The organism is Ralstonia mannitolilytica (genome assembly GCF_905397375.1).
GTDB classification, from domain to species: domain Bacteria; phylum Pseudomonadota; class Gammaproteobacteria; order Burkholderiales; family Burkholderiaceae; genus Ralstonia; species Ralstonia mannitolilytica.
In genome coordinates, this window is the sequence record NZ_CAJPVG010000001.1 from 1,144,294 (window position 1) to 1,170,438 (window position 26,145).

Genomic DNA, 26,145 nt, shown 5'->3' on the forward strand with positions numbered 1-26,145 from the left:
AAAATTTCTCAGCCATAGTTGAATCCAACTGCGTTGATCGAATTGGCGCCTGGCACAACACTGCAGCCAACAAGATTTCAACAGTCAGGAGACAACGATGTTGCTCGAGAACAAGGTCGTGATCGTCACCGGGGCGGCCTCGCCGCGCGGGATCGGTAGGGCCACGGCAAAAGCGCTTGCCGCACATGGCGCGCAGGTGGTGGTGCTGGATCTGCGGCTCGACGATGCGCAGCAGGCTGCCCGCGAACTCGGTGAAGGGCATCTCGGCCTCGCTTGCGATGTGACCGATCGTAGCGCTTGCGATGCCGCTGTCCAAGCGGCTCTCACCAAATACGACCGCATTGACGGTCTCATCAACAACGCCGGCATCACGCAGCCGCTGCGCACGCTCGATATCGAGGCGGGCAATTTCGATGCCGTGCTCGACGTGAACCTGCGCGGCACGCTGTACATGTCGCAGGCGGTGCTGCCGCACATGAAGGCGCACAAGCGCGGCAGCATCGTATGCATGTCTTCGGTATCGGCGCAGCGCGGCGGCGGCATCTTCGGCGGGCCCCACTACAGCGCCGCCAAGGCCGGCGTGCTGGGCCTGGCCCGTGCGATGGCGCGTGAGTTCGGCCCCGACAACGTCCGCGTCAACTCCATCACGCCCGGCCTCATCCAGACCGACATCACCGGCGACAAGCTCACGCCCGAGATGCGCACCGACATCATCAAGGGCATCCCGCTCGGCCGGCTTGGCGACGCGGCCGACGTGGCCAACGCGTGCCTGTTCCTCGTGAGCGACCTCTCGGCCTACCTGACCGGCATTACGCTCGACGTGAACGGCGGCATGCTGATCCATTGAGCGACCGGGCCGCACGCAACCACAACGCATCACCTCACCGCCGCGGCCGCAGACGCGGGCCGTGGATCCCTTCGAGAAGCACGCACCCGGGCCCACCCGGGGCACATGGTAGGAGACACCATGACCACGAAGTTCGCATCGCCCCTGCCGGGCGACGAGATGGCGCGCGCGGACGCGGCCACGTTTGAATCCCGCACGTACGCCAAGGTGGCGCGCCGGCTCATTCCGTTCCTGATGATCTGCTACCTGGGCGCCTACCTGGATCGCGTCAACGTGGGCTTCGCCAAGCTGCAGATGCTCAATGACCTGCGCTTCAGCGAGACCGTGTACGGCCTAGGCGCCGGCATCTTCTTCCTCGGCTACTTCCTCTTCGAGGTCCCGAGCAACGTGATCCTGCACAAGGTCGGCGCACGCAACTGGCTCGCGCGGATCATGCTCACGTGGGCGGTCATCTCGGCAGGTTTTGCCTTCGTGACCACCCCGACGTCGTTCTACGTGCTGCGCTTCCTGCTGGGCGTGGCCGAGGCGGGCTTCGCGCCTGGGGTCATCCTCTACATGACGTACTGGTTCCCGTCGCAGCGCCGCGCCAAGGCGTTGTCGATGTTCTTCATGGCGATTCCACTGGCGGGCATCGTGGGCGGGCCGCTGTCGGGCTACATCATGCATGCCTTCCATGGTGCGGCCGACTTGGCGGGCTGGAAGTGGCTGTTCCTCATCGAAGCCTTGCCGTCGCTCGTGCTGGGCATCGCCATCCTGTTCTATCTCGACAACGGCATCGCCCAGGCCAAGTGGCTGACCGATGCGGAGAAGGCGCTGCTCGAACGCAACGTTGCCGGAGACAACGCGCAGAAGACCGCGCATGGCTCCGTGGGTGCCTTCATTGCTGACCGGCGCCTGTGGCTCCTGGCCGCCATCTACTTCTGCGTGGTGCTCGGCCAGTACGGGCTCACGTTCTGGCTGCCGACGCTGATCCGCAAGGCGGGCGTGGCCGATCCGCTGTGGGTCGGCGTGTTCACCGCGGTGCCGTACGTGTGCGCCATCGTCGCGCTGCCGCTGATCGGCATGAGCGCCGACCGCCGTCGCGAGCGCCGCCTTCACCTTGCCGTGCCGATGCTTGTGGCCGCCGCCGGTTTTGCGCTGTTGCCCCTGCTCGGCAACGTGGGCGCGTCCCTGGTGTGCCTGAGCATTGCGGCGGCCGGGATTCTGTCTTCGTCGTCGCAGTTCTGGTCGCTGCCGACGGCCATGCTGGGCGGCATGTCGGCCGCCGCGGGCATCGCCGCCGTCAACTGCTTCGCCAATCTCGCCGGCTTTTTCTCGCCCGCCATCGTCGGGTGGCTCAACGACCTGACCGGCAAATCGACGGCGGGGCTGATCTTCATCTCGTCGGCCATCGTGCTGGGCGCCGTGCTGGTGTTTTTCGTGCCGGCCCGGGCGGTCAACCGTTGATGCCGCTGCCTATCGCTTCTTGCTTCACCACAGGAAACACCATGACTTCCACATCATTGCCGCCTACCGGCGCCGTGCCGCTGGTCGAGCGCGCGTACCGCATCCGCCGCAACGCCCTGCTGATGGGCGAGGTGCAGGGCCAGGGCTACATCGGTCAGGCACTTGACATTGCCGACGTGCTGGCCGTCGCCTACTTTGACGCCATGCGCTATCGCCCCGAAGACCCGCAATGGGAGGGCCGCGATCGCTTCCTGCTCTCCAACGGCCACTATGCGATCGCGTTGTACGCCGCGCTGTTGGAGGCCGGCATCCTGCCCGCCGAAGAACTCGAAACGTACGGCAGCGACGACAGCCGCCTGCCGATGTCGGGCATGGCCAGCTACACGCCCGGCATGGAGATGTCCGGCGGGTCATTGGGGCAGGGGCTGACCATCGCCGTCGGCCGCTGCCTGGGCCTCAAGCGCAAGGGTTCCGATGCGTTTGTCTACACGCTATTTTCCGACGGCGAGCTCGACGAGGGCGCGGTCTGGGAGGGCATCCTGTCTGCCGCGCACTGGAAGCTCGACAACCTGATCGCCGTGGTCGATGTCAACAACCAGCAGGCGGACGGCCCTTCGACGCAGATCATGGCGTTCGAGCCGCTGGTGCCCAAGTTCGAGGCGTTCGGCTGGTTCACGCAGCGTGTGGACGGCAACGACATCGACGCCGTCAAGGCTGCGTTCGATGCCGCGCGCACGCACACGGGCGCACAGCCGCGCATGATCATCTGCGATACGCGCATGGGTCGCGGTGTGCCGTTCCTGGAGCAGCGGGAGAAGAACCACTTCATCCGCGTCGACGAACACGAATGGCAGCTCGCGCTGCAGGCACTGGAAGCCGGGAGGACCGCATGAGCCGCACCGTACTGAACAAGCCCAAGCTCAAGACCTCGGCGATGATCGCGTCGATCGCTGGCGAAGGGCAGGCGACGCGGCCCGCGCCGTTCGGCCATGCACTCGCTGAACTGGCCCGCGTGAAGGCCAACGTCGTCGGCATGACGGCGGACCTCGGCAAATACACCGACTTGCACATCTTCGCCAAGGCGTTTCCGGACCGCTACTACCAGATGGGCATGGCCGAACAGCTGCTCATGGGTGCAGCGGCGGGCCTGGCCAACGAGGGCGCGCAGCCTTTCGTGACGACGTACGCCGTGTTTGCGACGCGCCGTGCATACGACTTCATGCACCAGACGATTGCCGAAGACAATCTCGACGTGAAGATCGTCTGTGCGCTGCCCGGCCTCACCACAGGCTATGGCCCAAGCCACCAAGCCGCCGAAGACCTGGCCCTGATGCGTGCCATGCCCAACATGACGGTCATCGACCCGTGCGATGCGCTGGAGATCGAGCAGATGGTGCCCGCCATCGCCGCCCATGCGGGCCCGGTGTATGCGCGTCTGCTGCGCGGCAACGTGCCGCTGGTGCTCGATGAGTACGGCTACCAGTTCGAGCTTGGCAAGGCCAAGCTGCTGCGCGACGGCGCCGAAGTGCTCGTGATCTCGTCCGGCATCATGACGATGCGCGCGCTGGAGGTGGCCAAGGTGCTGCAGGACGATGGCCTGGGCGTGGCGGTGGTGCACGTGCCGACAATCAAGCCGCTCGATACCGAGACGATCCTGTGTGAGGCGCAGCGCTCGGGCCGGCTCGTCGTGGTGGCCGAGAACCACACCGTGATTGGCGGCCTGGGCGAGGCCGTGGCCGGCACGCTGATGCGTGCGGGGGTGAATGTGCCCTTCCGCCAGGTGGGCTTGCCGGATGCCTTCCTCGACGCCGGTGCGCTGCCGACGCTGCATGACCGCTACGGCATCTCGACAAGCGTCATGGCGTCGATGATTCGCGGCTGGCTCGGTTGAGCCGCAACCGCCAAGGGTGCACACGAAATGCACCCTTGGTGTTTTCGGGCCGGCTCCTCAGGCGTTGTTCGCCATGACGTGCGCGACGGCTTCGGCCACCGGGCCGACGTTGCGCTGGTTGAGCCCCGCCACGCACATCCGCCCCGAGCGCAGGATGTACACGCCGTGCTGCTCGCGCAAGCGGTCGACCTGCTCGGCACTCAAACCGGTGTACGTGAACATGCCGCGCTGCTTGATGTAGCGCGACAGCGCTTCGCCGCTCAGGTGCCGGCTCAGCCGGTCATGGATGGCCGTGCGCATGCCCGCGATGCGCTGGCACATGGCCGACAGCTCGCTGCGCCATGCCTGGTCCAGTTCGGGCGTGGTCAGGATCCGGGTGACGATCTTGGCGCCGTGCGTGGGCGGGTTGCTGTAGTTCGAGCGGACGGCGCTGGTCAACTGGCCGAGCACGCGGTCGGCCTCGGCGGCGCTGTCGCAGATGAGGCTGAGGCCGCCGCAGCGCTCGCCGTACAGCGAGAAGTTCTTGGAGAACGAGTTCGCCACCAGTGCCGGCACGCCGCGGCGCGCGAGCTCGCGAATGGCGAATGCATCGTCATCGAGGCCGGCGCCAAAGCCCTGGTACGCCATGTCGACGAAGGGCAGCAAGTCGCGCTTTTGCAGCACGTCAATCAGTTGCTGCCACTGCGCGTTGTCCAGGTCCACGCCGGTAGGGTTGTGGCAGCACGCATGCAGGACGACGATGCTGTGCTTGTCCAGCGCGTCGATGGCCGCGAGCATGGCATCAAACCTGAGGCCGCCGGTGGCCTCGTCGTAGTACGGATACGTGTTCACCGTAAAGCCGGCGCGCTCGAAGATGAAGCGGTGGTTTTCCCACGTCGGGTCGCTCACCCACACCTGGGCCTGGGGGAAATAGCGCTTGAGAAAATCGGCGCCGATCTTCAGCGCGCCCGATCCGCCCAGCGTCTGCACCGTGGCGATGCGGCCTTCGGTGCGGGCGGCGCAGTCCTGCCCGAACACGAGCTTCTGCACGGCATCCCGGTACTGCGCGAAACCGGCCATCGGCAGATAGGGCTTGGGGCCCGGCTCGTGGAGGATGGCGGCTTCGGCTTCGCGCACGGCCTTCATGATGGGCAGGCGCCCATCGTCGTCAAAGTAGATGCCGATGCTGAGGTTGACCTTGTCCTGGCGCGGATCCTTCTGGAAGTTCTCGTTCAAGGTCAGGATGGGGTCGCCTGGGTATGCGTCAACGTGTTCGAACATGATGGTGTTGCCTGGAAGTGGAAGGGGTCGATTGTGCCGGATCGCGCGCCGGCCCGTGTCGGCTGCGCGCAATCCGGCGAAGGCGTTACAGCGCCTCGGCGCGTGCCTGGGATGCCAGCGTGGCGTTCTTCTGGCGGAACAGGTAGCTGATGCCCAGCACGGCCATCCAGACCGGGATCAGGTACACCGAGATCCGCAGGTCCGGCGTCAGATACATCACCACCAGCACGCCAGCCAGGAAGGCCAGGCACAGGTAGTTGGTGAGCGGATACCCGAAGCTGCGGAAGGCCGTCGACTGGCCAGCCTTGCGCTTGTCGTGGCGGAACTTCAGGTGGATCACGCTGATCATCGCCCAGTTGATGATGAGTGCCGAGACCACGAGGCCCATCAGAAGCTCGAACGCCTTGCCGGGCATGAAGTAGTTGAGCGCCACGCACGCCAGCGTGGCGATGGCCGATACGCCCAGCGCCGCCAGCGGAATGCCCCGCTGGCTGACCTTGAGCAGCGCCCTGGGGGCGTTGCCCTGCCTGGCTAGGCCGTACAGCATGCGGCTGTTGCAGTACACGCCGCTGTTGTAGACCGACAGGGCGGCCGTCAGCACCACAACGTTCAGCACGTTCGCCACGAGGTTGCTGTTCATCGCGTGGAAGATCAGCACGAACGGGCTGCCGCCGGTGACGACCTTTTCCCACGGATACAGCGACAGCAGCACACCGAGCGCGCCCACGTAGAAGATCAGGATGCGGTAGATGACCTGGTTCGTTGCCCGCGGGATCGTGACAGACGGGTTGTCCGCCTCCGCCGCCGTAATGCCCACCAGCTCCAGCCCGCCAAACGAGAACATGATGACAGCCATGGCCATCACGAGGCCGCCGATGCCGTTGGGGAAGAACCCGCCGTGCGCCCACAGGTTGGTGACGCTTGCCGCGGGACCGGCACCGCCGGTGAGCAGCAGATAGCCGCCAAATCCGATCATGCCGACAATGGCGAGCACCTTGACGATGGCGAACCAGAACTCCATCTCGCCGTACGACTTCACGCTCGTCAGGTTGATGCCGTTGATGATCACGAAGAACGCCAGCGCGGCCACCCACGTCGGCACGCCCGGCCACCAGTACTGGACGTAGATGCCGACGGCCGACAGCTCCGCCATGCCGACGAGGATGTACAGCACCCAGTAGTTCCAGCCCGACATGAAGCCGGCAAAGTGCCCGCAGTACTTGTCGGCAAAGTAGCTGAACGAGCCGGCCACGGGCTCATCGACGACCATCTCACCGAGCTGGCGCATGATGAAGAACGCCACCATGCCCGCCAGCGCGTAGCCGAGCAGCACCGAAGGGCCCGCCAGCTTGATCGTCTGCGCGATGCCGAGGAACAGCCCCGTACCGATGGCGCCGCCCAGCGCGATGAGCTGGATGTGGCGATTCTTCAGGCCGCGCTTGAGCCCGCCTTCCTTGTCATGGGAAATCATGTCTTCCTGTCTCCTGCCTTGGATGGAAGCGGCATGCGCCATGGATGTCGGCGCGCCGCGTCAACGCTGCCCGGCGCTTTTGGCGCCGGACGGTGTTCTTGTATTTCGTAGGGGAATGGGGGCTCAGACCTTGAGCGTGCCACGCTCGATCTGATCGCGTTCCAGCGATTCGAACAGCGCCTTGAAGTTGCCTTCGCCAAAGCCGTCGTCGCCCTTGCGCTGGATGAACTCGAAGAACACGGGCCCGAGCAGCGTCTTGGAAAAGATCTGCAGCAACAGGCGCGGCGAGCCGTCTTCCGTCGTGCCGTCGAGCAGGATGCCGCGCTTCTGCAGCTCCGCCACCGGCTGGCCGTGGCCCGGCAGGCGCTTCTCGAGGTTTTCGTAGTAACGGCTGTTCGGCGCCGTCATCAGCGGCACGCCGGCGGCCTGCAGCTTGTCGATGACCTCGATGAGGTTGTCGGTGAGAAAGGCGATGTGCTGGATGCCTTCGCCGTTGAAGGCCATCAGGAATTCTTCGATCTGCCCGCTGCCGCCGGCGGACTCCTCGTTGAGCGGAATGCGGATCTTGCCGTCCGGTGCCGTCATCGCCTTGGAGGTGAGGCCGGTGTATTCGCCCTTGATGTCGAAGTAGCGGATCTCGCGGAAGTTGAACAGCTTCTCGTAGAAGTTGGCCCAGTACGCCATGCGGCCGCGATAGACGTTGTGCGTCAGATGGTCGACCAGGCGCAGGCCGTGGCCCACCGGGCGGCGTTCGACGCCCTCGATGAACTCGAAGTCGATGTCGTAGATCGATTTGCCGTCTTCGAAACGGTCGATCAGGTACAGCGGCGCACCGCCGATGCCCTTGATGGCCGGCAGGCGCAGCTCCATCGGGCCCGTCGCGATCTCGATGGGCTGGGCGCCCAGCTCCAGGGCGCGCGCATAGGCCTGGTGAGAGTCCTTCACGCGGAACGCCATGCCGCATGCGCTCGGGCCGTGCTCGGCCGCAAAGTACGCGGCCTGGCTGTTCGGCTCACGGTTGACGATGAAGTTGATGTCGCCCTGGCGATACAGCAGCACATCTTTCGAACGATGGCGTGCGACCAGCGAGAAGCCCATCTGCTCGAACAGCGGTTCCAGCACGTTGGGCGTCGGCGAGGCGAATTCGACAAACTCGAAGCCCATCAGCTTCATCGGGTTTTCAAAGAGATCGGTCATGGCGGGGGCGTTGTTGAGAAGTGAAGCGAAAGGGGCGGTCGCGGGGCACACAATGCGCGCAGGGAATGGTGGTGCCTGGCGAAATAAAGTTGCGGGTCACATTGTGCGCGGGGCGGCGCTCGAGCCTTGGGGCGGGGCGCGTGCCAGTCGCACTCTGGCCGTCTACCGGCGCGTCGTTTGTGGAGAAGTGTATATTTCCGCCTGAGAAATAGGATTTCGTGCGGTGGCCAGGGAAACCCTCGATTCTGAAACGAAATTTCCCTGTGACGGGGGTTCAGGAAATGGAAGTGCAGACAATCACGTTCGATCGCATCGACCTGCGGCTGCTGGGGGCGTTGCAGGAGCACGGCCGGATCTCGAATCTCGAGCTGGCCGAAACGATCAAGCTTTCACCGGCGCAAACGCTGCGGCGGCACCGGCGGCTTGAAGAGCTTGGCGTGATCCGCCGTTACGAGGCGCGGCTCGACCCGAAGAGCCTCGGCTTTGGCGTGGTCGCGTTCATCCAGGTCACCATGGAGCGCGGCCACATCCGTGATCTCGCCAAGTTCAAGGAGCTCGTCGCCAAGCTCGCGCAGATCCAGGAGTGCTATTCCGTGACTGGCGATATCGACTACGTGCTGAAAGTCGTCGCGCGCGACCTGAAGGCGCTGTCGGACTTCCTGCTGGACACGCTGATGCGCATTCCGGGCGTGAGCCGCGTGCAGTCCATCGTCTGCCTGGACGAGATCAAGGGAACGACCGCGATGCCGCTGGAGGCGTGATGGCGGCCCGCAGTGTGCCGCCGCGGTCGGATGCCGCGAGGGCGTCATCGCGCGTGGTCGGTGATCGGCACCACCGGCGCGCGCCGGTTTGGCGTGCAGACGGCGAGGCCCATGAGCTGGGCCGGGCGCGCTGCACCGACGTGTGGCCCTCGCCCGGCAAGCCGCGCGAGAGCCACGCGCCCTCAATGCACGATGATTGATACCGTTGAGTTTGCGGGCACCGTGAGCGTCTCGCTGTACGTGCCGGCCTTCAGCCCGCGCGAGACCGGGAACTGTCCGAAGCCCTGCAGCGTGGCCGGCACGGAGGTCGGCATGGTGCGCTGGCTGCTGTAGTTCGGGCCGTTGAGCGCCGGGATGGAGAAGCCGCTGTCCGAGCGCGCCGGATACGCAAAGCCCGACGGGCTGCCCGGCACCGGCAGCAGGGCGACGGCTGTACCCCAGCGGCTGACCGCATCGCCCAGGCCCGCGCCGCCGCCCGCGCGGATGGCGTTGTCGAGCACCGTGGCGGAATCGGTCGACGAGAAGTTGTGCAGCAGGTTGGTGTAGTACGCAACGCCGTACTGGCGCAGCAGGAAGCCACCGAGGCTGCCCGAGATCGGGTACCCCGGGCATGGCGACGACAGCGAGGGGTCGAAGGCCGTCAGCGCGCAGTCATATGCGCTTTGCAGCCAGGCCGGGAAGCGGCTGTCGCGCACGTTGTTGAAGCTCGGATCGATCTGGCTGGAGAGCACGTCTTCCATGGTCATGGCGGTCATTTCTTCGAGCCACGTGCCGTACATGTACTGCGAGCCGTGCAGCACGCCGCGCTGGTAGAAATTGGCCATGTGCGTGAACTCGTGGCCGAGCGTCGAGATGACCGTGTTCAGCCCGCTGGCGCCGCCCAGGTACACGGTTTCCGAATCCACATACAACGACAGCGACTGGTTCGACAGCGGCTGTGCGCTGGTGGTGAAGTTGTTGCGCGCCCAGAAGTAGCCGACGCGGCCATAGGGCTGGCCATCCGGCTGGATGTTCAGCACGACGATGTCGAGTGCCTGGTTCGGGTCGATCAGGCTGGCCGAGCTGGAGTAGCTGCCCCACGGCTGCCCGACGAGCGACGTCGCCAGCGTGTAGATCGACTGGTTGCCCGAGGCAAACTTGTTGGCCAGCGTGCCGATGACGCCGTCGGAGATCTTGCTGCTGCCGTACTCCGAGTCCTGCACCCACACGTTGACGATGCGGCCGTCCGTGGCGGTGGCCTGCTGCCGCAGCGTGGCCGAGACGACCACGGCCGTGCCGTCGGGCTGCTGGTGGTTCCACGTGCGCTGCGCGCCCACGGCTGCCACCGATTGCGGGCGCAGCACCGTGTTGCCGGAGCCGGATGCGCTCTGCGTCTTGAGCGGGCCCGCGCCGCTGGCATAGCCGTCCAGTGCATGCGCGTTGAAGTCGGAAAGCTGGCGGTCAAAGGCCGCGTTGGCATCGTTGCCCACCACGTCGGCCGCTGCCTTTGGTGCAGCCGTACCGGTGGTGTCGAGCAGCCCCAGGCTGGTGATCGGGACAGACGGCATCGGCTGGGCCGCCGCGCCCTGGTTGGTGTAGACGAGCGTCACGTTCTGCCCCGTGAGCCCCGCGATCGACACGGACACCGTTCCGGCCGAGCCGCCTGCATTGGTTGCCTGCCATACGCCCACGCCGGAGCCGGCATACGTGGTGCCGAGCGCGCCGCAGTTCGTACCGCTGCAGGCTGGCGCCACGGTAATGTTGGCGGTGGTGCTCTGCGGCGTGTTCGAGGCTCCCTCGCTCGCACCGCCTCCGCCGCCTCCGCAAGCGGCCAGGGTGCCTGCGGCTGCCACCATCATCGTGAGGGCCCATTGCTTCGTGCCGCGCACGGTCGTGCTGCTACGTTCCATCCACTTCTCTCCCAATCCGAATCCTTGCGCGCTGTCGGCTCGTGACTGTGGCGCGCGGACGGATTCTCAGGTGGAAGTGGCGGAGCCGATCCGTGGAAATAACGGGCCGTGAGCGCCCAATTCCCCCCGATATGGGGGTGCGGAACCCACCGCCTTGTCGGAAAGGATGAAAAAGTCGTAGCGCGAGGATGAGGAAGCGGAAAACGGACGAGGGCAGCCGGCACCGTTTTTGCCCATCCGCTGCTCCGCTAGAATGGTCCGCTCCCTTTTTCAGGCGCCGTACAAAGCGCCGGATACGCCACCCACCGATGCTCGTTGCGCAGCTCAAATCGTTCTTCATGGTCGCCCGCCTGGGCAGCATCACGCTGGCCGCCAAGCAGCTCGGGCTGTCGCAGCCGACCGTGACCTCGCAGATCCGCGCGCTGGAAGAGGCCTACGGGGTCGAACTGTTCTACCGGGGCGGGCGGCGCCTTGCGCTGTCCGATGCCGGCGTGCGGCTGATGCCGCTGGTCGACCAGCTCGTGCGCCAGGAAACCGAGATCGATTTCTTCCTGCGCAACTCCGGCGACATGGGCACGGGCCACCTGCGCATCGGCGCCACGGCGCCGTACTACGTGCTCGACATCGTTGACCGCTTCTGCAAGAGCCACCCCGGCATCGACGTGAGCATCGAAGCCGGCAACTCGGTGCAGATGCTCGAAGCGCTGCAGGAATACCGCGTGGACGTGGCATCGTCGTCGCAGCGCGTGGACGACGCGCGCTTCCTGCGCATCGAGCTGGCACGCGATCCGCTGGTGCTGGTCGTGCATCGCAGCCACCCGCTGGCTGCGCAGACCAGCGTGCCGGTGAGCGTGCTGTCGCAATGCCGGCTGCTCGTGCGCGAGGTCGGGTCCACCACGCGCGCCATGACGGAAACGATGATGGCGCAGGCGGGCGTGACGCCGGCGTCCACGGTCGAGATCGGCAGCCGGGAGTCCATCCGCGAGGTGATCACCCGCAACCTTGGTGTGAGCGTGATCGCGCGGCAGGAGGTGCCCAGCCATGCCGACCTGCGCGTGCTGCCGTTTGAGGGCATCGAAGGCGGCGCCCCGGAGCTGAGCGAATACCTGTACTGCCTGCAGGACCGCAAGGATGCACGGCTGATTGCCGCGTTCCTGGGGGAAGTCCGCCCGGTGGCGTAGTCGGCGATCCCCCAACCAAAATCCGGAAATGCGCACATTGGCGTTTTTGGGGTAACTGCCACATGGGCTACATGTCGGCTGGCTACAGTGGCGACCGTTTTCGCTACCGGCCCCGACGATGCCTCAGTCCGCTTCCCACCCGACCACGGGTCTGGCCACGCCGTTTCTCTCGGTGCGGCAGGTCACGCGCCGCTTCGGCACCGGCGCGGCTGCATTCACCGCGCTCGAAGGCGTATCGCTGGACGTGGCGCGGGGCGAATTCGTCTGCCTGCTCGGGCCCTCCGGCTGCGGCAAGACCACGCTGCTGCGTATCATCGCCGGGCTCGAGGCGCAGGATGCCGGCCAGATCGTTGCCGGCGGCCGCGATATCTCGAACCTGCCGCCGCGTGAACGCGACTACGGCATCGTCTTCCAGTCGTACGCGCTGTTTCCGAACCTGACGGTCGCGCAGAACGTTGCCTACGGGCTCGACACGCGCAACGGCAACCGGGCGCGTCTGCACGAGCGTGTGTCCGAGATGCTGGCGCTGGTGGGTCTGTCCGGGAGCGAGGCGAAATATCCGTCGCAGCTCTCCGGCGGCCAACAGCAGCGCGTGGCGCTGGCCCGCGCGCTGGCGCCCGCGCCGTCGCTGCTGCTGCTCGACGAGCCGATGTCGGCGCTGGACGCCCAGGTGCGCGAACACCTGCGCATCGAACTGCGCCGCCTGCAGCGCAAGTTGAACGTGACCACGCTCATGGTCACGCACGATCAGGACGAGGCCATGGCGATGGCCGATCGCATTGCCGTGATGTCCAACGGCCGCATCGAGCAGACCGGCTCGCCCGCCGAAATCTATTCGCGCCCGGCCACCGGTTTTGTCGCCGGGTTTGTCGGGCAGGCCAACTGGCTGCCGCTCGAGCGCGCGGAAGACGGCACGCCCACGCTGGCCGGCCAGCCGCTGCTGCTCGATCCGGCGTTTTCCGACGGCGCCGGCGACAACGGCCGCCTGTTCTGCCGTCCCGAAGCCGTCACGCTGCATCCCGACGACGACGCCCCGAACCGTCACCTGGCCCGCGTGGTCGACCAGATCTATCTGGGCAGCCGCACGCGGGTGATGCTCGCCATCGACGGTCTGGCCGATGTGCCGCTGGTGGCGGAAGTCGCATCCGGCGTGCTGCGCCACGGGCTGGGCGACAGCAAGTTGTGGATTGCCCTCGAGCGCGATGGGCTGCGCCTGTATCCGTACGACCGTGCCTGAGGCTGCCATGTCGATGCTGCCGCCTGAGGCCAACGTCATCACGGCCCCGCCATCCGAAGCCGCCCGCCCGACACGCACGCCCTTCTGGCGTACGGATGTGCCGGTGCTCACCGGCATGAAGCTCGGCTGGCTGCTGTTGCTCTGCATCGGCTTGTTACTGCCAACGGCGATGATGCTGCTGCAGGCGACAGGCCTCGTCACCAGCGCGCGCAGTTCAGACGAGCATGGCCTGGCGCTGGTGCTGCACGTCGTGCGCGGGCCGAACTTCCTCGACATGGTGGGCCGCACGCTGGCGGTGTCCGGCGCGGTCGCCGCCCTGGTGGTGCCGCTTGCGTTTGCGCTGGCCTACGCAGTGCAGCGCACGCGCATGCCGTTGCGCGGCACGCTGCGCACGCTGGCGATGCTGCCGCTGTTTGCGCCGTCGCTGCTGCCGGGCATTGCACTGGTCTACCTGTTCGGTAACCAGGGCCTGCTCAAGGCGTGGCTGCACGGCGGCAGCATCTACGGCTTCTGGGGCATCGTGCTGGGCGAGGTGTTCTACACGTTTCCGTATGCGCTGATGCTGCTGCTGGCCACGCTCACGCTGGCCGACGGCCGCTTGTATGACGCGGCCCGCGCGATGGGAGCGGGGCCGTGGCGCACGTTCCGCACGGTGACGCTGCCGGGCGCCCGCTATGGGCTGTTCGGTGCCTTTGCGCTGGTCTGCACGCTGGTCGCCACGGACTTCGGCGTGCCGACCGTGGTGGGCGGCAGCTACCAGGTGCTGGCCGTAGAGGCCTACAAGGCGGTGGTGGGGCAGCAGCAGTTTGCACGCGGCGCCGTGATCGGCCTGATGCTGTTGCTGCCGGCCCTGCTGACGTTTGCCGTGGAGCGCCTCGTACAGCGCCGCCAGCACGCCGCGCTGGCCAGCCGCGCACAACCGTATCACCCGCAGCCGGACCGCCTGCGCGACGGTGTCTTCCTGCTGCTGAGCGTGCTCGTGGTCGGCGGGATCCTGCTGATGCTCGCCACGGCGGTGGGTGCGTCGCTGGTGAAGCTCTGGCCATACAACCTCGAGCTGTCGCTGCGCAATTACGACTTCGACAACATGGACGGTGGCGGCTGGCTTGCGTATCGCAACAGCCTGAAGCTGGCTGCGCTCACCACCGTGTTCGGTACGGCGCTGATCTTTACCGGCGCGTGGCTGGTCGAGAAAACGCGCACGGCGGCGTGGCTGCACTCGGCCATCCGGTTTGCCGTGCTGCTGCCGATGGCGGTGCCGGGCCTGGTGCTTGGCCTGGGCTACGTGTTCTTCTTCAACCATCCGGCCAATCCGCTCAACGGCCTGTACGGCGGCATGGCGCTGATGGTGCTGTGCACCATCATGCATTGCGCCACGGCCGCGCACCTCACGTCGGTGGCGGCGCTGGGACAGCTTGATCCGGTGTTCGAGGCGGTGTCGGCTTCGCTCAAGGTGTCGGCGCTGCGCACCTACTGGCGCGTGACGCTGCCGATGTGCCTGCCCGCCGTGCTGTCGTGCGCGCGCTATCTGTTCGTGTCGGCCATGACCACCGTGTCGGCGGTGATCTTCCTCTACAGCCCCGACACCGTGCTCGCCTCCGTGGCCGTGCTGAACATGGACGACGCTGGCGACATCGGCCCGGCGGCGGCCATGTCCACGCTCATTCTTGCCACGTCGATCGTCGTATCGCTGCTTCTTGAGCTGGCCACACGCGGCATCGTGCGGCGCACGCAGGCATGGCGAGCGGCCCCCCATTGAATTCGTAGCCAAGACAAGGAAAGCAAGACATGGGTGATGTTTCCCCGATGATGGGCCGTGCCTCGGGCGCTGCCCGCCCCACGCCGCTGCGCCTCGAGGCCGCCGTGCTCGACTGGGCCGGTACCGTGGTCGATTTCGGCTCCTTTGCGCCCACGCAGATCTTTGTGGAAGCGTTTGCCGAGTTCGGCGTGGCCATCACGCTGGACGAAGCGCGCGGCCCGATGGGCCTGGGCAAGTGGGACCACATCCGTACGCTGTGCAACGACGGCGCGATCGCCGCGCGCTTCTCGCTCGCGCACGGCCGCATGCCGACCGATGACGACGTCACCGCCATCTACAACCGCTTCATGCCGCTGCAGATCGAAAAGGTCGGGGCGCATTCGGCGCTGATTCCCGGCGCGCTGGAGACCGTGGCCGCGCTGCGCGAAGCCGGCCTGAAGATCGGCACATGCTCGGGCTACCCGCGCGTGGTGATGGACCGCGTGGTCGACCTGGCCGCCCAGGCCGGCTACACGCCCGACTGCGTCGTCGCGTGCGACGAGGTGCCGCGCGCGCGCCCGTGGCCGGCCCAGGCGCTGCGCTGCGTGGTCGATCTCGCCATTGGCGACGTGGCGGCCTGCGTGAAGGTGGATGACACCGTGCCCGGCATCGAGGAAGGCCGCCGCGCAGGCATGTGGACCGTCGCATTGCTGATGTCGGGCAACGCGCTCGGCTTGCCGTACGCGCAATACGCAGCGCTGTCTGCCGACGAGCGCGCACGCCATCGCGTGGCCATCTCGGCTGGCTTTGCCGCCTGCCGCCCGCATTACGAGATCGACACCATCGCCGATCTGCCTGCCGTCGTGGCCGATATCAACCACCGCCTGGCGCGCGGTGAACGCCCGCAGGGCGCCTGATTACCGTAGTCCCATCCGTTGCATCACACCTACCGAGGAAACCATGACTGCACGTCTTTCTCTCTTTGCGACGGCGGCTGCTGCAGCCGCCATGGCCTTCGCCACGTCGGCCTTCGCCAAGACCACGCTGACGGTGTACACCGCGCTGGAAGCCGACCAGGTGAAGGCGTATCAGGATGCCTTCGAGAAGGCCAATCCGGACATCGACATCAAGTGGGTGCGCGACTCCACCGGCGTCGTCACCGCCAAGCTGCTGGCCGAGAAGAACAACCCGCGCGCCGACGTGGTGTGGGGCCTGGCCGCATCGAGCCTGGCCATCCTCGACAGGGAAGGCATGCTGGCGCCGTACGCGCCGGCCGACCTGGCCAAGATCGGTGCAACGTACCGCGACAAGGCCAACCCGCCGGCATGGGTGGGCATGGATGCCTGGGGCGCCGCCATCTGCTTCAACACCGTCGAAGCGCAGAAGCAGAACGTGCCAAAGCCGACGTCGTGGGCGGACCTCACCAAGCCGGTGTACGCCGGCAAGATCGTCATGCCGAACCCGGCATCGTCGGGCACGGGCTACCTGGACGTGAGCGCCTGGCTGCAGACGATGGGCGAGCAGAAGGGCTGGGCTTACATGGATGCGCTGCACCAGAACATCGGCCAGTACACGCACTCGGGTTCAAAGCCTTGCAAGATGGCGGCGTCGGGCGAATTCCCGGTCGGCATTGCGTTTGAATACCGCGCGGTGAAGTCGAAGAAGGAAGGCGCGCCGATCGACATCGTGCTGCCGTCCGAAGGCCTGGGCTGGGATGTGGAAGCGACCGCCATCATGAAGGGCACCAAGAACCTGGAGGCCGCCAAGAAGCTGGCCGACTTCTCCGCGAGCCCCACTGCCATGGCGCTGTACGAGAAGAACTTTGCCGTGGTGGCAACCCCGGGCTTCTCCAAGCCCGATCCGCTCCTGCCGGCCGACTACGAGAAACGCCTGATCAAGAACGACTTCACGTGGGCCAGCGCCAACCGCGACCGCATCCTGGCCGAGTGGACCAAGCGCTACGACGGCAAGTCGGAGAAGAAGTAAGTGACCGACGCTCCCGTATCCCCAGGGAGCCTGGATGCCAGCACCGACGTCGCCATCGTCGGGGCTGGCATTCTGGGCTTGGCGCACGCAGCCGCCGCCGTCAAACGCGGCCTGCGCGTGACGGTATTCGAGCGCAGCGAAATCGCGCTCGGTGCATCGATCCGCAACTTCGGGCAGATGCTCGTGACGGGGCAGCCGCCCGGCATCATGCTCGACCTCGCGCGCGAAAGCCGCCGGCTGTATCTCGACTGGGCCGACAAGGCCGGCATCTTTGCGCGCGCGAACGGTGCCCTGCTGTTTGCCCGCAATGCCGCAGAAGAGGCCGTGCTGGACGAGTTCATGGCGACGCGCGCACAGGCCTTCGGCTACCACGTCAAGCTGCTGCGCGGTGCAGACCTGGCGAATCTCTACGATGGCCGCTTCATGCGCCACCGTGCGGCGCTGCAGGGCTTCGACGATGTCCAGCTCTATTCGCGCGAAGCGATTCCGGCGCTGGCCTCGTGGCTTGCCGCGCAGGGCGTGTGTTTCCACTTCGGTACGCTCGTGCGCCACGTGGAAGGCGGCCGGCTGGAGACCACCGCCGGCGTGTGCAACGCCCAGCGAGTGGTCGTCTGTAGCGGTCACGATTACCAGACGCTGTGCGCCGATCAGCTTCGCGTACTGCAGCCGCAGGTTTGCCGCCTGCAGATGCTGCGTGTCACACCCGACGACGCCTTCCGGCTGGAGCACGCCGTGCTGACCGGCCTGTCATGCACGCACTACGGCGCGTTTGCGGACTTGCCGACTGCCCAGGCGCTGGCCATGCAGATCGAGCATGAGCGCCCCGAGCTGGCGCGCCACGGCATTCACCTGCTGGTGAGCCCCACGCCGTATGGCGACTGGATCGTGGGCGATTCGCACGACTACCGCCAGGACGCCGTCCCGTTCAACGCCGAATCGGTCGACAACCTCCTGCTGGACCTCGCCCGCGACACGTTCGGCAGCAAGCTGCGAGTGGTGGAGCGCTGGCAGGGCGTCTATGGCGCCAAATGCCGCGTGCCGGGCAGCGGCGCGTTCTCGATCACGCGCGTCGACGACCGTACGACCGTCGCGCTGATGCACAGCGGGATCGGCATGAGCGTGGGGCCTGCGCTCGCGCATCGCCATATCGATGCGCTCGTGAATGGCACGGCGCTGCCGCGCTGGACGCCGCCCGCGACGGAGCGGGTGGCCGCGGCTGCCTGAATCGGCGCGTGCGCGAATCCCGCCCGCAGGGCTGGCGCCGTGCGGGCGTTTTTCCGCTTACGCGGCGAACAGTTCGATGACCGGCCAGCCTCGCGATTCGGCCACGGCCCGCAAGGTCGCATCCGGGCTCACGGCCACCGGGTGCGACACCGCTTCGAGCAGCGGCAGGTCGTTGCGTGAATCGCTGTAGAACACGGTGCGCGAGAAATCCGCCATGCGCTGGCCGCGCTGCGCCAGCCATTCCGTGACGCGTGCGATCTTGCCCGCGCCAAAGCTGGGCGTACCCAGCAGGTTGCCCGTGAATTCGCCATCGGGCGTGCCACCCACGGTTTCGCCTTCCACTGCCAGCAGGTGCGGCACGTTGAAGGCGTCGGCGATCGGCTCCGTCAGGAAGCGGTGCGTGGCGGTGACGATGCAGCAGAGATCGCCGGCGCGCAGGTGTGCATCCACGAGCTCCCTGGCAGGCCGCCGGATGGCAGGCATGACGACCTCGCGCAGGAACATCGTGCGCCATGCATCGAGCAGCGTGCGCGGGTGGTGCGCCAGCAAGCCGAGCGAGAAGCGCGCGTGCCGCGCAAAGTCGAGCGTGCCTTCGCGGTAATCACGCATCCACCGCTCGTTGGCCTGTTCGAAGACGTGGCGATCGACAGCGCCCTGGGCAACGAGGAAGCGGCCCCATTCGTATTCGCTGTCGATGGGCAGCAGCGTGTGGTCCAGGTCGAACAGGGCGAGCGATTGCATACAACAGGGGCGGCGGTTGGAAAACCGCGAGCTTAAGGTCCTAGCGCGTCGCGGCCGTGTCCATCGCCATAACTTTGGCGATGAGCGCATCGGTCTTTTTCCGGGGGGCGTGTGCGTGCAGCGGGGTCAGGCAATCGAGGAACGCGCGCACGAGCCGCGCATCCTTGCGCTCCTTCAGGAAGTACAGGTACTCATGGATGACGGGCGCGTGCGCGGCAAAGGGCAGCACGCGCACGTCGGGCCGGCGTGGCGCCTCGCGCGCGGGAACGATGCTGCATCCGAGGCCGAGGCTGATCGCCTCGTAGATCGCCTCGCGGCTGCCGATGATGCTCATGCCCGCCGGCTCGACACCGGCGGCCGCCAACGCCTCTTCGGTCACGCGGCGGGTGATCGAGCCCGGCTCGCGCATCAGCAGCTGGCAGCAGGCGATGTCGGCGAGCGCCACGTGGGAGCACCGCGCCAGCGGGTCGTCCGCCGGCACGGCCAGTACCATGGCGTCTTCGGCCAGCGTGATGCGGTGCAGCCGCTCGTCGTCCACGGCGTGCGACGAGACGGCCAGGTCGATGCGGACCTCCGAGAGCGCCTCGAGCATCTGCTGCGAGTTGCCGAACTCGATGGTGATCTCGATGGTCGGGTGACGGGTGCGGAAGGCCGCCACGCTTGGCAGGATGTAGTAGGGGCCGGTGGCGCCCACGCGCAGGTTGCCGGTGCGCAGGTCGCCAGCGTTGCGCAGGAGGAAGTCCACGTCGCCTTCCTGCTGGGCAAGCCGCTCGACGATGGGCATGAGGCTCACGCCGAGGTCTGACAGGTCGAGCCGGCTACCGCGGCGGTGGAACAGCTCGACGCCGTACATCTCTTCCAGCTGGCGGATGCGCCCGGTCACCGTCGGCTGCGACAGGCGCAATTGCTTGGCGGCCGCCGTGACGCTGCCCTGGCGGGCCACTTCAAAGAACGACATCAACAGATCGCCCAGCATGCTCGTGTTTCCGTTTCGTGTTTGGAAGCGCAGTCTAGGCAGCGTTTGTGACGCCACATGCGGTGAAACCTTACGGTGTGCCACGCGTGCCGGAGCGGAAGCCATGTTCCGAGACGGGCATCCGAAGGGAGGGCCGCTGGCGCCGCTCGTGCTACCTTGTCAGCCAACGCGTGCAACACAGGAGACACCATGCCGGTGCTGAAGGTCGACGTCGTCACGGCAGAAGAGCGGCTGTACGAAGGCCGCGCCAAGTTCGTGGTCATTCCCGGTACCGAAGGGGAACTGGGCATCCTCCCTGGCCACGAACGCCTGCTCACGCGCATGCGCCCCGGCACCGTGCGCGTGACGCTGGAAAACGATGAAGAGGTGATCCTGTTCGTGGCCGGCGGCTTTGCCGACGTGCAGCCCGAACAGGTGATCGTGCTGGCCGATACCGCTGTGCGCGCGCACGACCTCGACGAAGCCAAGGCCCAGCAGGCGCGCAGGGCGGCTCAAGAGCACATGCAGAACAGCCACAGCAAGTTCGACTACGCCCGCGCCCAGGCCGAACTGGCGGAGGCCGTGGCCCAGTTGGCCGCCATCGAACGTTTGCGCAAACGTCGCTGAGCCGTCCACCACAATCGCATCACGCTGTCGCCCCACCCACTGTGGGGTAAAGAACCGCGCCGGGCCTCCGTTTTAAAGCAGAACACCCGAAACCCGCCGAACGCCCGAGCAGACACGCTCGGTTCTGCTGATGCCGCCCCATGTAGTGATTGCCCGTGCCCTTGCACGGTATTGCCGGACCCGCCTGGCCGTGACGCCGTTCGCGCCCGGCTGGCGCAGGGGCCACGCGCAAATGTTTGCGGTGCTGTGTACGTTGCTTTGCTCAACCAGCCACGCGGAAACCGATCTGACGGAGCTGCCTATCGAGCAGCTGATGCAGGTACAGGTCGTGACCGGTGCTTCCAAATACGCGCAGGCGTCCGACGATGCGCCGGCCAATGTCTCCGTCATCACCGCAGACGACATCAAGGCGCACGGCTGGCGCACCCTGGCCGACATCCTGCGCAGCCTGCCGGGGCTTTACACCAATTACGACCGCAACTACACGACGCTTGGCGCGCGGGGCTTTCTGCGGGCGGGCGATTACGACACGCGCTTCCTGCTGCTGATCGACGGCTTCCGCGCGAACGACCCCATCTTCGACCAGGCCGCCGTCGGCACCGATGCGCAGCTCAACGTCGACCTCATCGAGCGCGTGGAATACGTGCCCGGGGCGGGGTCCGCGGTGTATGGCTCGAATGCGCTGTTTGGCGTCATCAACGTCATCACCAAGCGCGGGCGCGACATCGGCGGCGTGCAGGTCAGCGGCTTCACGGGCAGCCCCAATGCGCCCAATGGACGCGAAGGCCGCGTGACCTGGGGCCAGCGCGCGGACAACGGCGCTGAATGGCTGCTCTCTGCCAGCATGAACGACGCGCCGGGCCGCGACCTGTACTTCGGCGAGTTCAACCAGCCCGGCGTGAGCGACGGCGTGGCACGCGGCATGGATTTCGACCGTGCCAGGCGGCTGTTCGCCAAGGGCGGCTTTGGCGAGTTCGGCCTGAGCTTCGGTTACGCCGATCGCACGAAGGGCGTGCCCACCGCGCCTTACGATCAGAGCTTCAACGACCCGCGCTCGCGCACCGTCGACACGCGATACATGGTCAACGGCACCTGGCAGCACGCGCTGGACGAGCTGACCGATGTATCGGCGCGGCTGTACTGGGGCCGCTATGTGTCGGAGGGTGACTACGCATACAACCCGCCGCCGGCCGGCATCAACCGCGACGCGTTCGACACCGCGTGGTACGGCACCGAGCTGAAGCTGGTGACCCGGCGCATCGAGCGGCATACGGTGGTCGTGGGCGCCGAGCTGCAGCGCGACTATCGCGACGCCATGCGCAATTTCGACACGGTGCCGTATGTCAGCTACCTTGACGACCACCGCAGCAACCACCGCATGGGGTTGTACCTGCAGGACCAGTTCGCGTTCCACCCGGACTGGCTGCTGGATTCGGGCCTGCGCTACGACCACACCAGCTTTGCGCCGGGCATGCTGAGCCCGCGCGTGGGCCTGATCTGGCACGCCACGCCGTCGACCACCGTCAAGGCGATCTACGGCATGGCCTACCGCGCGCCCAACGACTATGAGCTGCACTACCAGACGAGCGCGCCCGGTGGAGAGCAGTTGAACTCGCGCCTTTCGGCCGAGCGCATCCGCACGTATGAGGCTGTGCTTGAACAGCGCGTGGCGGCAGGCGGCAAGGCGACCGTGTCGGTGTTTCAGAACAACGTGTCGGACCTGATCAGCCAGAGCGTAGACCCCAACACCGGCCTGCTGTTTTTCAGCAACGTGGCCCGCGTGCGGACGCGCGGCGTGGAACTCGGCTACGAGCAGCGCTGGCCGGGCGGCACGCGCCTGCGCACGAGCTACAGCTTCCAGCATTCGGAGGACATCGATACCGGCCAGACGCTGTCGAACTCGCCGCGCCACATGTTCAAGCTCAATGCCACCGTGCCAGTGTGGCGCGAAGGCTGGCGTGCGGGCGTGGAGGCGCAGTACATCAGCAGCCGGCTCACGACGTCGGACGCGCCGCTGGGCCGCGTGGGCGGCTACTGGATCGCCAACCTGACCGTGGCGGCGGCGCGGCTGCTGCCCAACCTCGAGATGTCGGCCAGCATCTACAACGTGTTCGGCCGGCGCTATGCCGATCCGGCCGGGCCGGAGCTGGTGCAGCCGTCCATCCGGCAGGACGGCCGCAGCCTGGGCGTGAAGTTCACGTACACCTTCCGATGACCGTCCGGCACGACCTCGCACGAAGCGCCCGATGGCCGAGCGCGCGCAAGCTCTGTACGGCGCTGGGGATCGTGCTGGCCGGCGCGGCGGGCATGCACACCGCCTGCGCGCAGAAGCAGGCCAGCGAGACGCAGGTCAAGGCGGCGTTCGTCTACAACTTTGCGCTGTTCACCACCTGGCCGCCCGACGCCATGCCGCCCGACGGGCCCATGGTGGTCTGTGTGAAACCCGATCACCCGCTGCAGGCGGCGCTGGAAAAACTGACAGGAAAACCCGTGCGAGGACACCGCCTGGAAATCCGCAGACTCAACGACAGTACGGCCACCGGCTGCCATGTGCTCGTCATCGACGCGCGGGCGGCCAACGGTGTCCGGGTCGATACGGCTGCCGCCGTGCTCGTCATCTCCGACCAGCCCCGGACCCCACGCGGCAGCGGCCCGGACCCGGTGATCTCGCTGGCGCTGGACGGGGATCGCGTGGTCTTCGACATCGATGCGGCGGCTGCGCGCCAGGCTCGTCTGGAGCTCAGTTCGCAGTTGCTGCGGCTGGCAAGGAGCGTGCAATGAGCGAAGCGTTGACGACATCGCGCCCGCGCCTTGGGCATTCCGTGGTGCGCGCCAACATGGCCGGCGCGGGCGCGGCCCTGACCATCGCGGGTTTCCTGCTGATCGTGTTCCAGTTCATCGCGCTGCACGCCGCCCTGGTGCGCGATGTGCATGTGCAGGCGCGCATCATCGGCGCCAACAGCGTGGCGGCGCTGCTGTTCAATGACCGGCGCGCGGCCGAAGAGACGCTCGCCGCGCTGGAGGCTTCGCCGTCGCTGCGTGCGGCTGGCATCTTCAGCGCGCTGCGCAAGCCGCTCGCGCTGTACCAGCACGGCAATGCCGCACCGGTGGCCGCGCCCGATGCCGCCATGCTGCGCGAGTCCGATGTGTCGACGCTGACCACGCTTCAGGTGGTCGAGCCGGTGGAATCCGAGCGGCGCGTGATCGGCTACGTGGTCATCCGCTCCAGCCTCGCAGAGCTTTACATGCAGTTGCTCGGCTACGCCGTGCTCACGGTATCGGTGGGCATCGGCGCGATGGGGCTCGCGTACCTCGTCATCGCCCGCATGCGCCGTGCCGTGCTGCAGGCCGAGGCACACCTCGACTACCTCGCCCACATCGATTCGGTGACGGAGCTGCCGAACCGGCACGCGTTCAACGAACGCCTGCACGTGTCGCTCAAGCGCGCGGGGCAGGTGGGCGCCGTGGGGCTGCTTCTGCTCGACCTCGACAACTTCAAGGTGGTGAACGACACACTCGGCCACAACAACGGCGACCGTCTGCTGCGCCAGGTTGCTCGCCGGCTGAACGACGTGATCGAGCAAGCCAACCTGCGCGCCGTGCTGTGCCGCATCGGCGGGGACGAGTTTGCCGTCATCGCCGAACTCTCGGGGCGCGCGCAGATCACGCAAGCCGATGCGGCCGCGCTGGCCGATGGGCTGGCCAAGCGCGTGCTGGCGGCCCTCGCGGCGCCGTTTGCGCTCGATCTGCACCAGATCTACGTGACGGCCAGCGTGGGCGTGAGCCTGTATCCGCATGACGCGCGCGACGTGCAGGTGCTCACGCGCAATGCCGACACGGCGATGTACCACGCCAAGAACCACGGCAAGAACGCCGCCGCCAGCTTCACGTCGGAGATGGACCAGCAGGCCCGCCGCCGCCTTCGTGTGGAGGCCGACCTGCGCCGCGCACTGGACCGCGACGAGCTGCTGCTGGCCTATCAGCCTCAACTGCGCCTGCGCACCGACGGCGCGCACGACGCTGCGATCGCCGCATCGAACGTCCACGGTGTGGAGGCGCTGGTGCGCTGGCGCCATCCGGAGATCGGCGTGATCGGCCCCGGCGAGTTCATCGCCGTGGCCGAGGAAACGGGCCTGATCGTGCCGCTCGGCATGTGGGTGCTGCGCACCGCGTGCGCGCAGGTGGCCCGCTGGATGCGCGAAGACGGCGTCACGCTGCGTGTATCGGTCAACCTGTCGGCGCGGCAGACGCGCGATCCGAGCCTCGTGCAAAGCGTGATGGACGTGCTGCGCGACACCGGCCTGCCGCCGCATCTGCTCGAACTCGAGATCACCGAAAGCGTGCTGATGGAAGATATCGAGACCAACATCACGCTGCTCGAATCGCTGCACGCGGCCGGTATCAGCCTGTCGATCGACGACTTCGGCACAGGGTATTCATCGTTGGCGTATCTGCAGCGCTTCCCGATCCAGAAGCTGAAGATCGACCGCAGCTTCGTCCAGCGCATGCCGGGCGACGGCGAAGCGATTGCCAGCGCCGTCATCGCCATGGCGCACAGCCTGAACATGCAGGTGGTGGCCGAAGGCGTGGAAGGCGCCGACCAGCTCGCACTGCTGCGCCGGGCCGGATGCGATCTGGGGCAGGGCTATCTGTTTTCGCGGCCGCTGGACGCGCCATCGCTGATAGCGTGGGTCAGGCGGCTCGGCAATGAGGCGCAGGACAGCAGCCGTGCCGAGCCGCAAGACGGCGGGGTGCCGCTTGGGGCCTTGCCGTCTTCCCTGGCCGGATAGGGCTCACGCTGCGGCGCGGCGCGCCGCTCGCGTTGCGCCGGCCGTCAGGACCACCACCGCCGCCAGGATGATGGCCGTTGCGCCGAGCGTTTGCGGCGCGACCTGCTCATCGGCCAGCCATGCGCCCATCAGCAGGGCGATGGGCGGGTTCACGTACACATAGCTCGTCGCCATGACGGTGGACACGCGCTCGACCAGCGCCATGTAGGCCGTGAAGGCAACCGCCGAGCCGAACACCACGAGATAACCCCACGCCAGCGCGGACTGCATGCCGACATGCCGTGGCCAGCTCTCGCCCGTCAGGAGGCTCAGCAGCACCAGCGCCACGCCGCCAAAGGCCATTTCGAGTACGAAGGCCGTCATGCCCTTGGGCATGTCGATGCGCTTGGAGAGTTGCGAGCCGAACGACCACGAAGCAATGGCGGCCGTGAGCGCCAGCACGCCGACGGTGCTGGCCTGGAACTCCGCCCCGCGAAACAGCACCGCAATGCCGATGGTGCCCAGCGCGATGGCGCCGATCTCATACGCACGCAGGCGGCCGCCCGCGAGCAGCGTCCACAGCGTCGAGAACAGCGGCATCGACGCAATCATGACCGTTGTGGCCCCTGACGAGATCGTCTGCTCGGCCACGGCCGTCATGCCCATGCCGCCCACCAGCATGAACGCGCCGATCAGCGCGCAGTTGCGCACTTGCCGCCCGCTCGGCCGCTCGTGCTGGCGCAGGATGACGACAGGTGCAAGCAGCAGCGCCGCAGCCAGAAACCGCGAACCCATCATCAGGAAGGGCGGCAGATCGGTCAGCGCAAAGCGGATGGCGAGATAGGTCGTGCCCCACACCACGTACGTGATGAGCAGGCACAGAGCGATAAACGGCGACATGGCGGGACCTCGGCGAGGAAGCCCC

Annotated in this window: 22 protein-coding genes; 15 read left to right on the forward strand and 7 right to left on the reverse strand. The window is 66.8% G+C overall.

Annotation, left to right across the window (positions count from 1 at the left end):
- Window positions 1-97 precede the first annotated feature (97 nt).
- The 4 genes from KHN96_RS05150 to KHN96_RS05165 all read left to right on the forward strand — a co-directional run bounded on the left by KHN96_RS05150 (window position 98) and on the right by KHN96_RS05165 (window position 4,184).
- Complete coding sequence (locus tag KHN96_RS05150) at window positions 98-847, forward strand: SDR family NAD(P)-dependent oxidoreductase (protein WP_062738202.1); 750 nt, start codon at window positions 98-100, stop codon at window positions 845-847.
- Between the two features lie 120 nt (window positions 848-967).
- Window positions 968-2,293 (forward strand): MFS transporter, encoded by a 1,326-nt coding sequence (locus KHN96_RS05155; RefSeq protein WP_062738203.1) that lies wholly within the window; start codon window positions 968-970, stop codon window positions 2,291-2,293.
- A gap of 41 nt (window positions 2,294-2,334) precedes the next feature.
- Window positions 2,335-3,186, forward strand: coding sequence for a transketolase (locus tag KHN96_RS05160; RefSeq protein WP_062738204.1), 852 nt, complete (start codon window positions 2,335-2,337; stop codon window positions 3,184-3,186).
- A complete protein-coding gene (locus KHN96_RS05165) occupies window positions 3,183-4,184 on the forward strand; it encodes a transketolase family protein (protein WP_062738205.1) in 1,002 nt (333 codons plus the stop codon). The genes KHN96_RS05160 and KHN96_RS05165 overlap by 4 nt, the downstream gene beginning before the upstream one ends.
- Before the next feature lie 57 nt (window positions 4,185-4,241).
- Here the strand turns inward: KHN96_RS05165 and KHN96_RS05170 are convergent, their stop codons facing one another.
- The 3 genes from KHN96_RS05170 to hppD form a co-directional block, all read right to left on the reverse strand.
- Window positions 4,242-5,444 carry an amino acid aminotransferase gene (locus tag KHN96_RS05170; protein WP_062738206.1) on the reverse strand — a complete coding sequence of 401 codons (1,203 nt, stop codon included), beginning with the start codon at window positions 5,442-5,444 and terminating at the stop codon, window positions 4,242-4,244.
- Between the two features lie 85 nt (window positions 5,445-5,529).
- Window positions 5,530-6,915 carry an amino acid permease gene (locus tag KHN96_RS05175; RefSeq protein ID WP_045218310.1) on the reverse strand — a complete coding sequence of 462 codons (1,386 nt, stop codon included), beginning with the start codon at window positions 6,913-6,915 and terminating at the stop codon, window positions 5,530-5,532.
- 123 nt (window positions 6,916-7,038) lie between these two features.
- Entirely contained in the window at window positions 7,039-8,112 is a 1,074-nt protein-coding gene (gene hppD / locus KHN96_RS05180) for a 4-hydroxyphenylpyruvate dioxygenase (RefSeq protein WP_045218309.1), read from the reverse strand.
- 287 nt (window positions 8,113-8,399) lie between these two features.
- On the opposite strand from hppD, the gene KHN96_RS05185 reads away from it, so the two are divergent.
- Window positions 8,400-8,873 (forward strand): Lrp/AsnC family transcriptional regulator, encoded by a 474-nt coding sequence (locus KHN96_RS05185; RefSeq protein ID WP_045220250.1) that lies wholly within the window; start codon window positions 8,400-8,402, stop codon window positions 8,871-8,873.
- Window positions 8,874-9,055: 182 nt separating this feature from the next.
- Here the strand turns inward: KHN96_RS05185 and KHN96_RS05190 are convergent, their stop codons facing one another.
- Window positions 9,056-10,762, reverse strand: a complete 1,707-nt coding sequence (locus KHN96_RS05190; protein WP_062738207.1) for a M30 family zinc metallopeptidase — start codon at window positions 10,760-10,762, stop codon at window positions 9,056-9,058.
- A gap of 308 nt (window positions 10,763-11,070) precedes the next feature.
- Between KHN96_RS05190 and KHN96_RS05195 the strand changes: the two genes are divergently transcribed.
- From KHN96_RS05195 to KHN96_RS05220, 6 genes are all read left to right on the forward strand, one after another.
- Window positions 11,071-11,943 carry a LysR family transcriptional regulator gene (locus KHN96_RS05195; protein ID WP_115044534.1) on the forward strand — a complete coding sequence of 291 codons (873 nt, stop codon included), beginning with the start codon at window positions 11,071-11,073 and terminating at the stop codon, window positions 11,941-11,943.
- Between the two features lie 118 nt (window positions 11,944-12,061).
- A complete protein-coding gene (locus tag KHN96_RS05200) occupies window positions 12,062-13,180 on the forward strand; it encodes a putative 2-aminoethylphosphonate ABC transporter ATP-binding protein (RefSeq protein ID WP_062738209.1) in 1,119 nt (372 codons plus the stop codon).
- A 7-nt stretch (window positions 13,181-13,187) separates the two neighbouring features.
- The gene (locus KHN96_RS05205) at window positions 13,188-14,939 is read left to right on the forward strand and encodes a putative 2-aminoethylphosphonate ABC transporter permease subunit (RefSeq protein ID WP_062738210.1); all 1,752 of its coding nucleotides are present in this window, start codon (window positions 13,188-13,190) and stop codon (window positions 14,937-14,939) included.
- 29 nt (window positions 14,940-14,968) lie between these two features.
- On the forward strand, window positions 14,969-15,835 hold the full coding sequence (gene phnX / locus KHN96_RS05210; protein ID WP_045218299.1) for a phosphonoacetaldehyde hydrolase: 867 nt from the start codon (window positions 14,969-14,971) through the stop codon (window positions 15,833-15,835).
- A 43-nt stretch (window positions 15,836-15,878) separates the two neighbouring features.
- Entirely contained in the window at window positions 15,879-16,904 is a 1,026-nt protein-coding gene (locus KHN96_RS05215; RefSeq protein ID WP_062738211.1) for a putative 2-aminoethylphosphonate ABC transporter substrate-binding protein, read from the forward strand.
- Window positions 16,905-18,128, forward strand: a complete 1,224-nt coding sequence (locus KHN96_RS05220) for a TIGR03364 family FAD-dependent oxidoreductase (RefSeq protein ID WP_062738212.1) — start codon at window positions 16,905-16,907, stop codon at window positions 18,126-18,128. It begins immediately after the preceding gene.
- Between the two features lie 57 nt (window positions 18,129-18,185).
- Here KHN96_RS05220 and KHN96_RS05225 read toward each other — a convergent pair whose 3' ends face one another.
- Both KHN96_RS05225 and KHN96_RS05230 read right to left on the reverse strand, forming a co-directional pair.
- On the reverse strand, window positions 18,186-18,869 hold the full coding sequence (locus KHN96_RS05225) for an HAD family hydrolase (protein WP_045218294.1): 684 nt from the start codon (window positions 18,867-18,869) through the stop codon (window positions 18,186-18,188).
- Window positions 18,870-18,909: 40 nt separating this feature from the next.
- Window positions 18,910-19,845 (reverse strand): LysR substrate-binding domain-containing protein, encoded by a 936-nt coding sequence (locus tag KHN96_RS05230; protein WP_045218292.1) that lies wholly within the window; start codon window positions 19,843-19,845, stop codon window positions 18,910-18,912.
- Window positions 19,846-20,034: 189 nt separating this feature from the next.
- Between KHN96_RS05230 and KHN96_RS05235 the strand changes: the two genes are divergently transcribed.
- The 4 genes from KHN96_RS05235 (at window position 20,035) to KHN96_RS05250 (ending at window position 25,241) form a co-directional block, all read left to right on the forward strand.
- Window positions 20,035-20,451, forward strand: coding sequence for a F0F1 ATP synthase subunit epsilon (locus KHN96_RS05235; protein ID WP_045218290.1), 417 nt, complete (start codon window positions 20,035-20,037; stop codon window positions 20,449-20,451).
- A gap of 232 nt (window positions 20,452-20,683) precedes the next feature.
- Window positions 20,684-22,666, forward strand: a complete 1,983-nt coding sequence (locus KHN96_RS05240) for a TonB-dependent receptor plug domain-containing protein (RefSeq protein ID WP_062738213.1) — start codon at window positions 20,684-20,686, stop codon at window positions 22,664-22,666.
- Window positions 22,663-23,232: a YfiR family protein gene (locus KHN96_RS05245; RefSeq protein WP_062738214.1), complete on the forward strand. Its 570-nt coding sequence runs from the start codon at window positions 22,663-22,665 to the stop codon at window positions 23,230-23,232. The genes KHN96_RS05240 and KHN96_RS05245 overlap by 4 nt, the downstream gene beginning before the upstream one ends.
- On the forward strand, window positions 23,229-25,241 hold the full coding sequence (locus tag KHN96_RS05250) for a putative bifunctional diguanylate cyclase/phosphodiesterase (protein ID WP_045218285.1): 2,013 nt from the start codon (window positions 23,229-23,231) through the stop codon (window positions 25,239-25,241). Before KHN96_RS05245 ends, KHN96_RS05250 begins: the two co-directional genes overlap by 4 nt.
- Before the next feature lie 3 nt (window positions 25,242-25,244).
- On the opposite strand, the gene KHN96_RS05255 is transcribed toward KHN96_RS05250, so the two are convergent.
- Complete coding sequence (locus tag KHN96_RS05255) at window positions 25,245-26,120, reverse strand: EamA family transporter (RefSeq protein WP_062738215.1); 876 nt, start codon at window positions 26,118-26,120, stop codon at window positions 25,245-25,247.
- Between the last annotated feature and the right edge of the window lie 25 nt (window positions 26,121-26,145).

Excerpts from the sequence above, each read along its gene's own strand:
- KHN96_RS05245 (WP_062738214.1), top strand. The coding sequence starts at position 22,663 with ATGACCGTCCGGCACGACCTCGCACGAAGCGCCCGATGGCCGAGCGCG.
- KHN96_RS05175 (WP_045218310.1), bottom strand. The coding sequence starts at position 6,915 with ATGATTTCCCATGACAAGGAAGGCGGGCTCAAGCGCGGCCTGAAGAAT.
- KHN96_RS05235 (WP_045218290.1), top strand. The coding sequence starts at position 20,035 with ATGCCGGTGCTGAAGGTCGACGTCGTCACGGCAGAAGAGCGGCTGTAC.
- KHN96_RS05190 (WP_062738207.1), bottom strand. The coding sequence starts at position 10,762 with ATGGAACGTAGCAGCACGACCGTGCGCGGCACGAAGCAATGGGCCCTC.
- hppD (WP_045218309.1), bottom strand. The coding sequence starts at position 8,112 with ATGACCGATCTCTTTGAAAACCCGATGAAGCTGATGGGCTTCGAGTTT.
- KHN96_RS05225 (WP_045218294.1), bottom strand. The coding sequence starts at position 18,869 with ATGCAATCGCTCGCCCTGTTCGACCTGGACCACACGCTGCTGCCCATC.
- KHN96_RS05200 (WP_062738209.1), top strand. The coding sequence starts at position 12,062 with ATGCCTCAGTCCGCTTCCCACCCGACCACGGGTCTGGCCACGCCGTTT.
- KHN96_RS05205 (WP_062738210.1), top strand. The coding sequence starts at position 13,188 with ATGTCGATGCTGCCGCCTGAGGCCAACGTCATCACGGCCCCGCCATCC.
- KHN96_RS05155 (WP_062738203.1), top strand. The coding sequence starts at position 968 with ATGACCACGAAGTTCGCATCGCCCCTGCCGGGCGACGAGATGGCGCGC.
- KHN96_RS05195 (WP_115044534.1), top strand. The coding sequence starts at position 11,071 with ATGCTCGTTGCGCAGCTCAAATCGTTCTTCATGGTCGCCCGCCTGGGC.
- KHN96_RS05240 (WP_062738213.1), top strand. The coding sequence starts at position 20,684 with ATGTTTGCGGTGCTGTGTACGTTGCTTTGCTCAACCAGCCACGCGGAA.
- KHN96_RS05250 (WP_045218285.1), top strand. The coding sequence starts at position 23,229 with ATGAGCGAAGCGTTGACGACATCGCGCCCGCGCCTTGGGCATTCCGTG.
- KHN96_RS05150 (WP_062738202.1), top strand. The coding sequence starts at position 98 with ATGTTGCTCGAGAACAAGGTCGTGATCGTCACCGGGGCGGCCTCGCCG.
- KHN96_RS05215 (WP_062738211.1), top strand. The coding sequence starts at position 15,879 with ATGACTGCACGTCTTTCTCTCTTTGCGACGGCGGCTGCTGCAGCCGCC.
- phnX (WP_045218299.1), top strand. The coding sequence starts at position 14,969 with ATGGGTGATGTTTCCCCGATGATGGGCCGTGCCTCGGGCGCTGCCCGC.
- KHN96_RS05170 (WP_062738206.1), bottom strand. The coding sequence starts at position 5,444 with ATGTTCGAACACGTTGACGCATACCCAGGCGACCCCATCCTGACCTTG.
- KHN96_RS05255 (WP_062738215.1), bottom strand. The coding sequence starts at position 26,120 with ATGTCGCCGTTTATCGCTCTGTGCCTGCTCATCACGTACGTGGTGTGG.
- KHN96_RS05165 (WP_062738205.1), top strand. The coding sequence starts at position 3,183 with ATGAGCCGCACCGTACTGAACAAGCCCAAGCTCAAGACCTCGGCGATG.
- KHN96_RS05160 (WP_062738204.1), top strand. The coding sequence starts at position 2,335 with ATGACTTCCACATCATTGCCGCCTACCGGCGCCGTGCCGCTGGTCGAG.
- KHN96_RS05230 (WP_045218292.1), bottom strand. The coding sequence starts at position 19,845 with ATGCTGGGCGATCTGTTGATGTCGTTCTTTGAAGTGGCCCGCCAGGGC.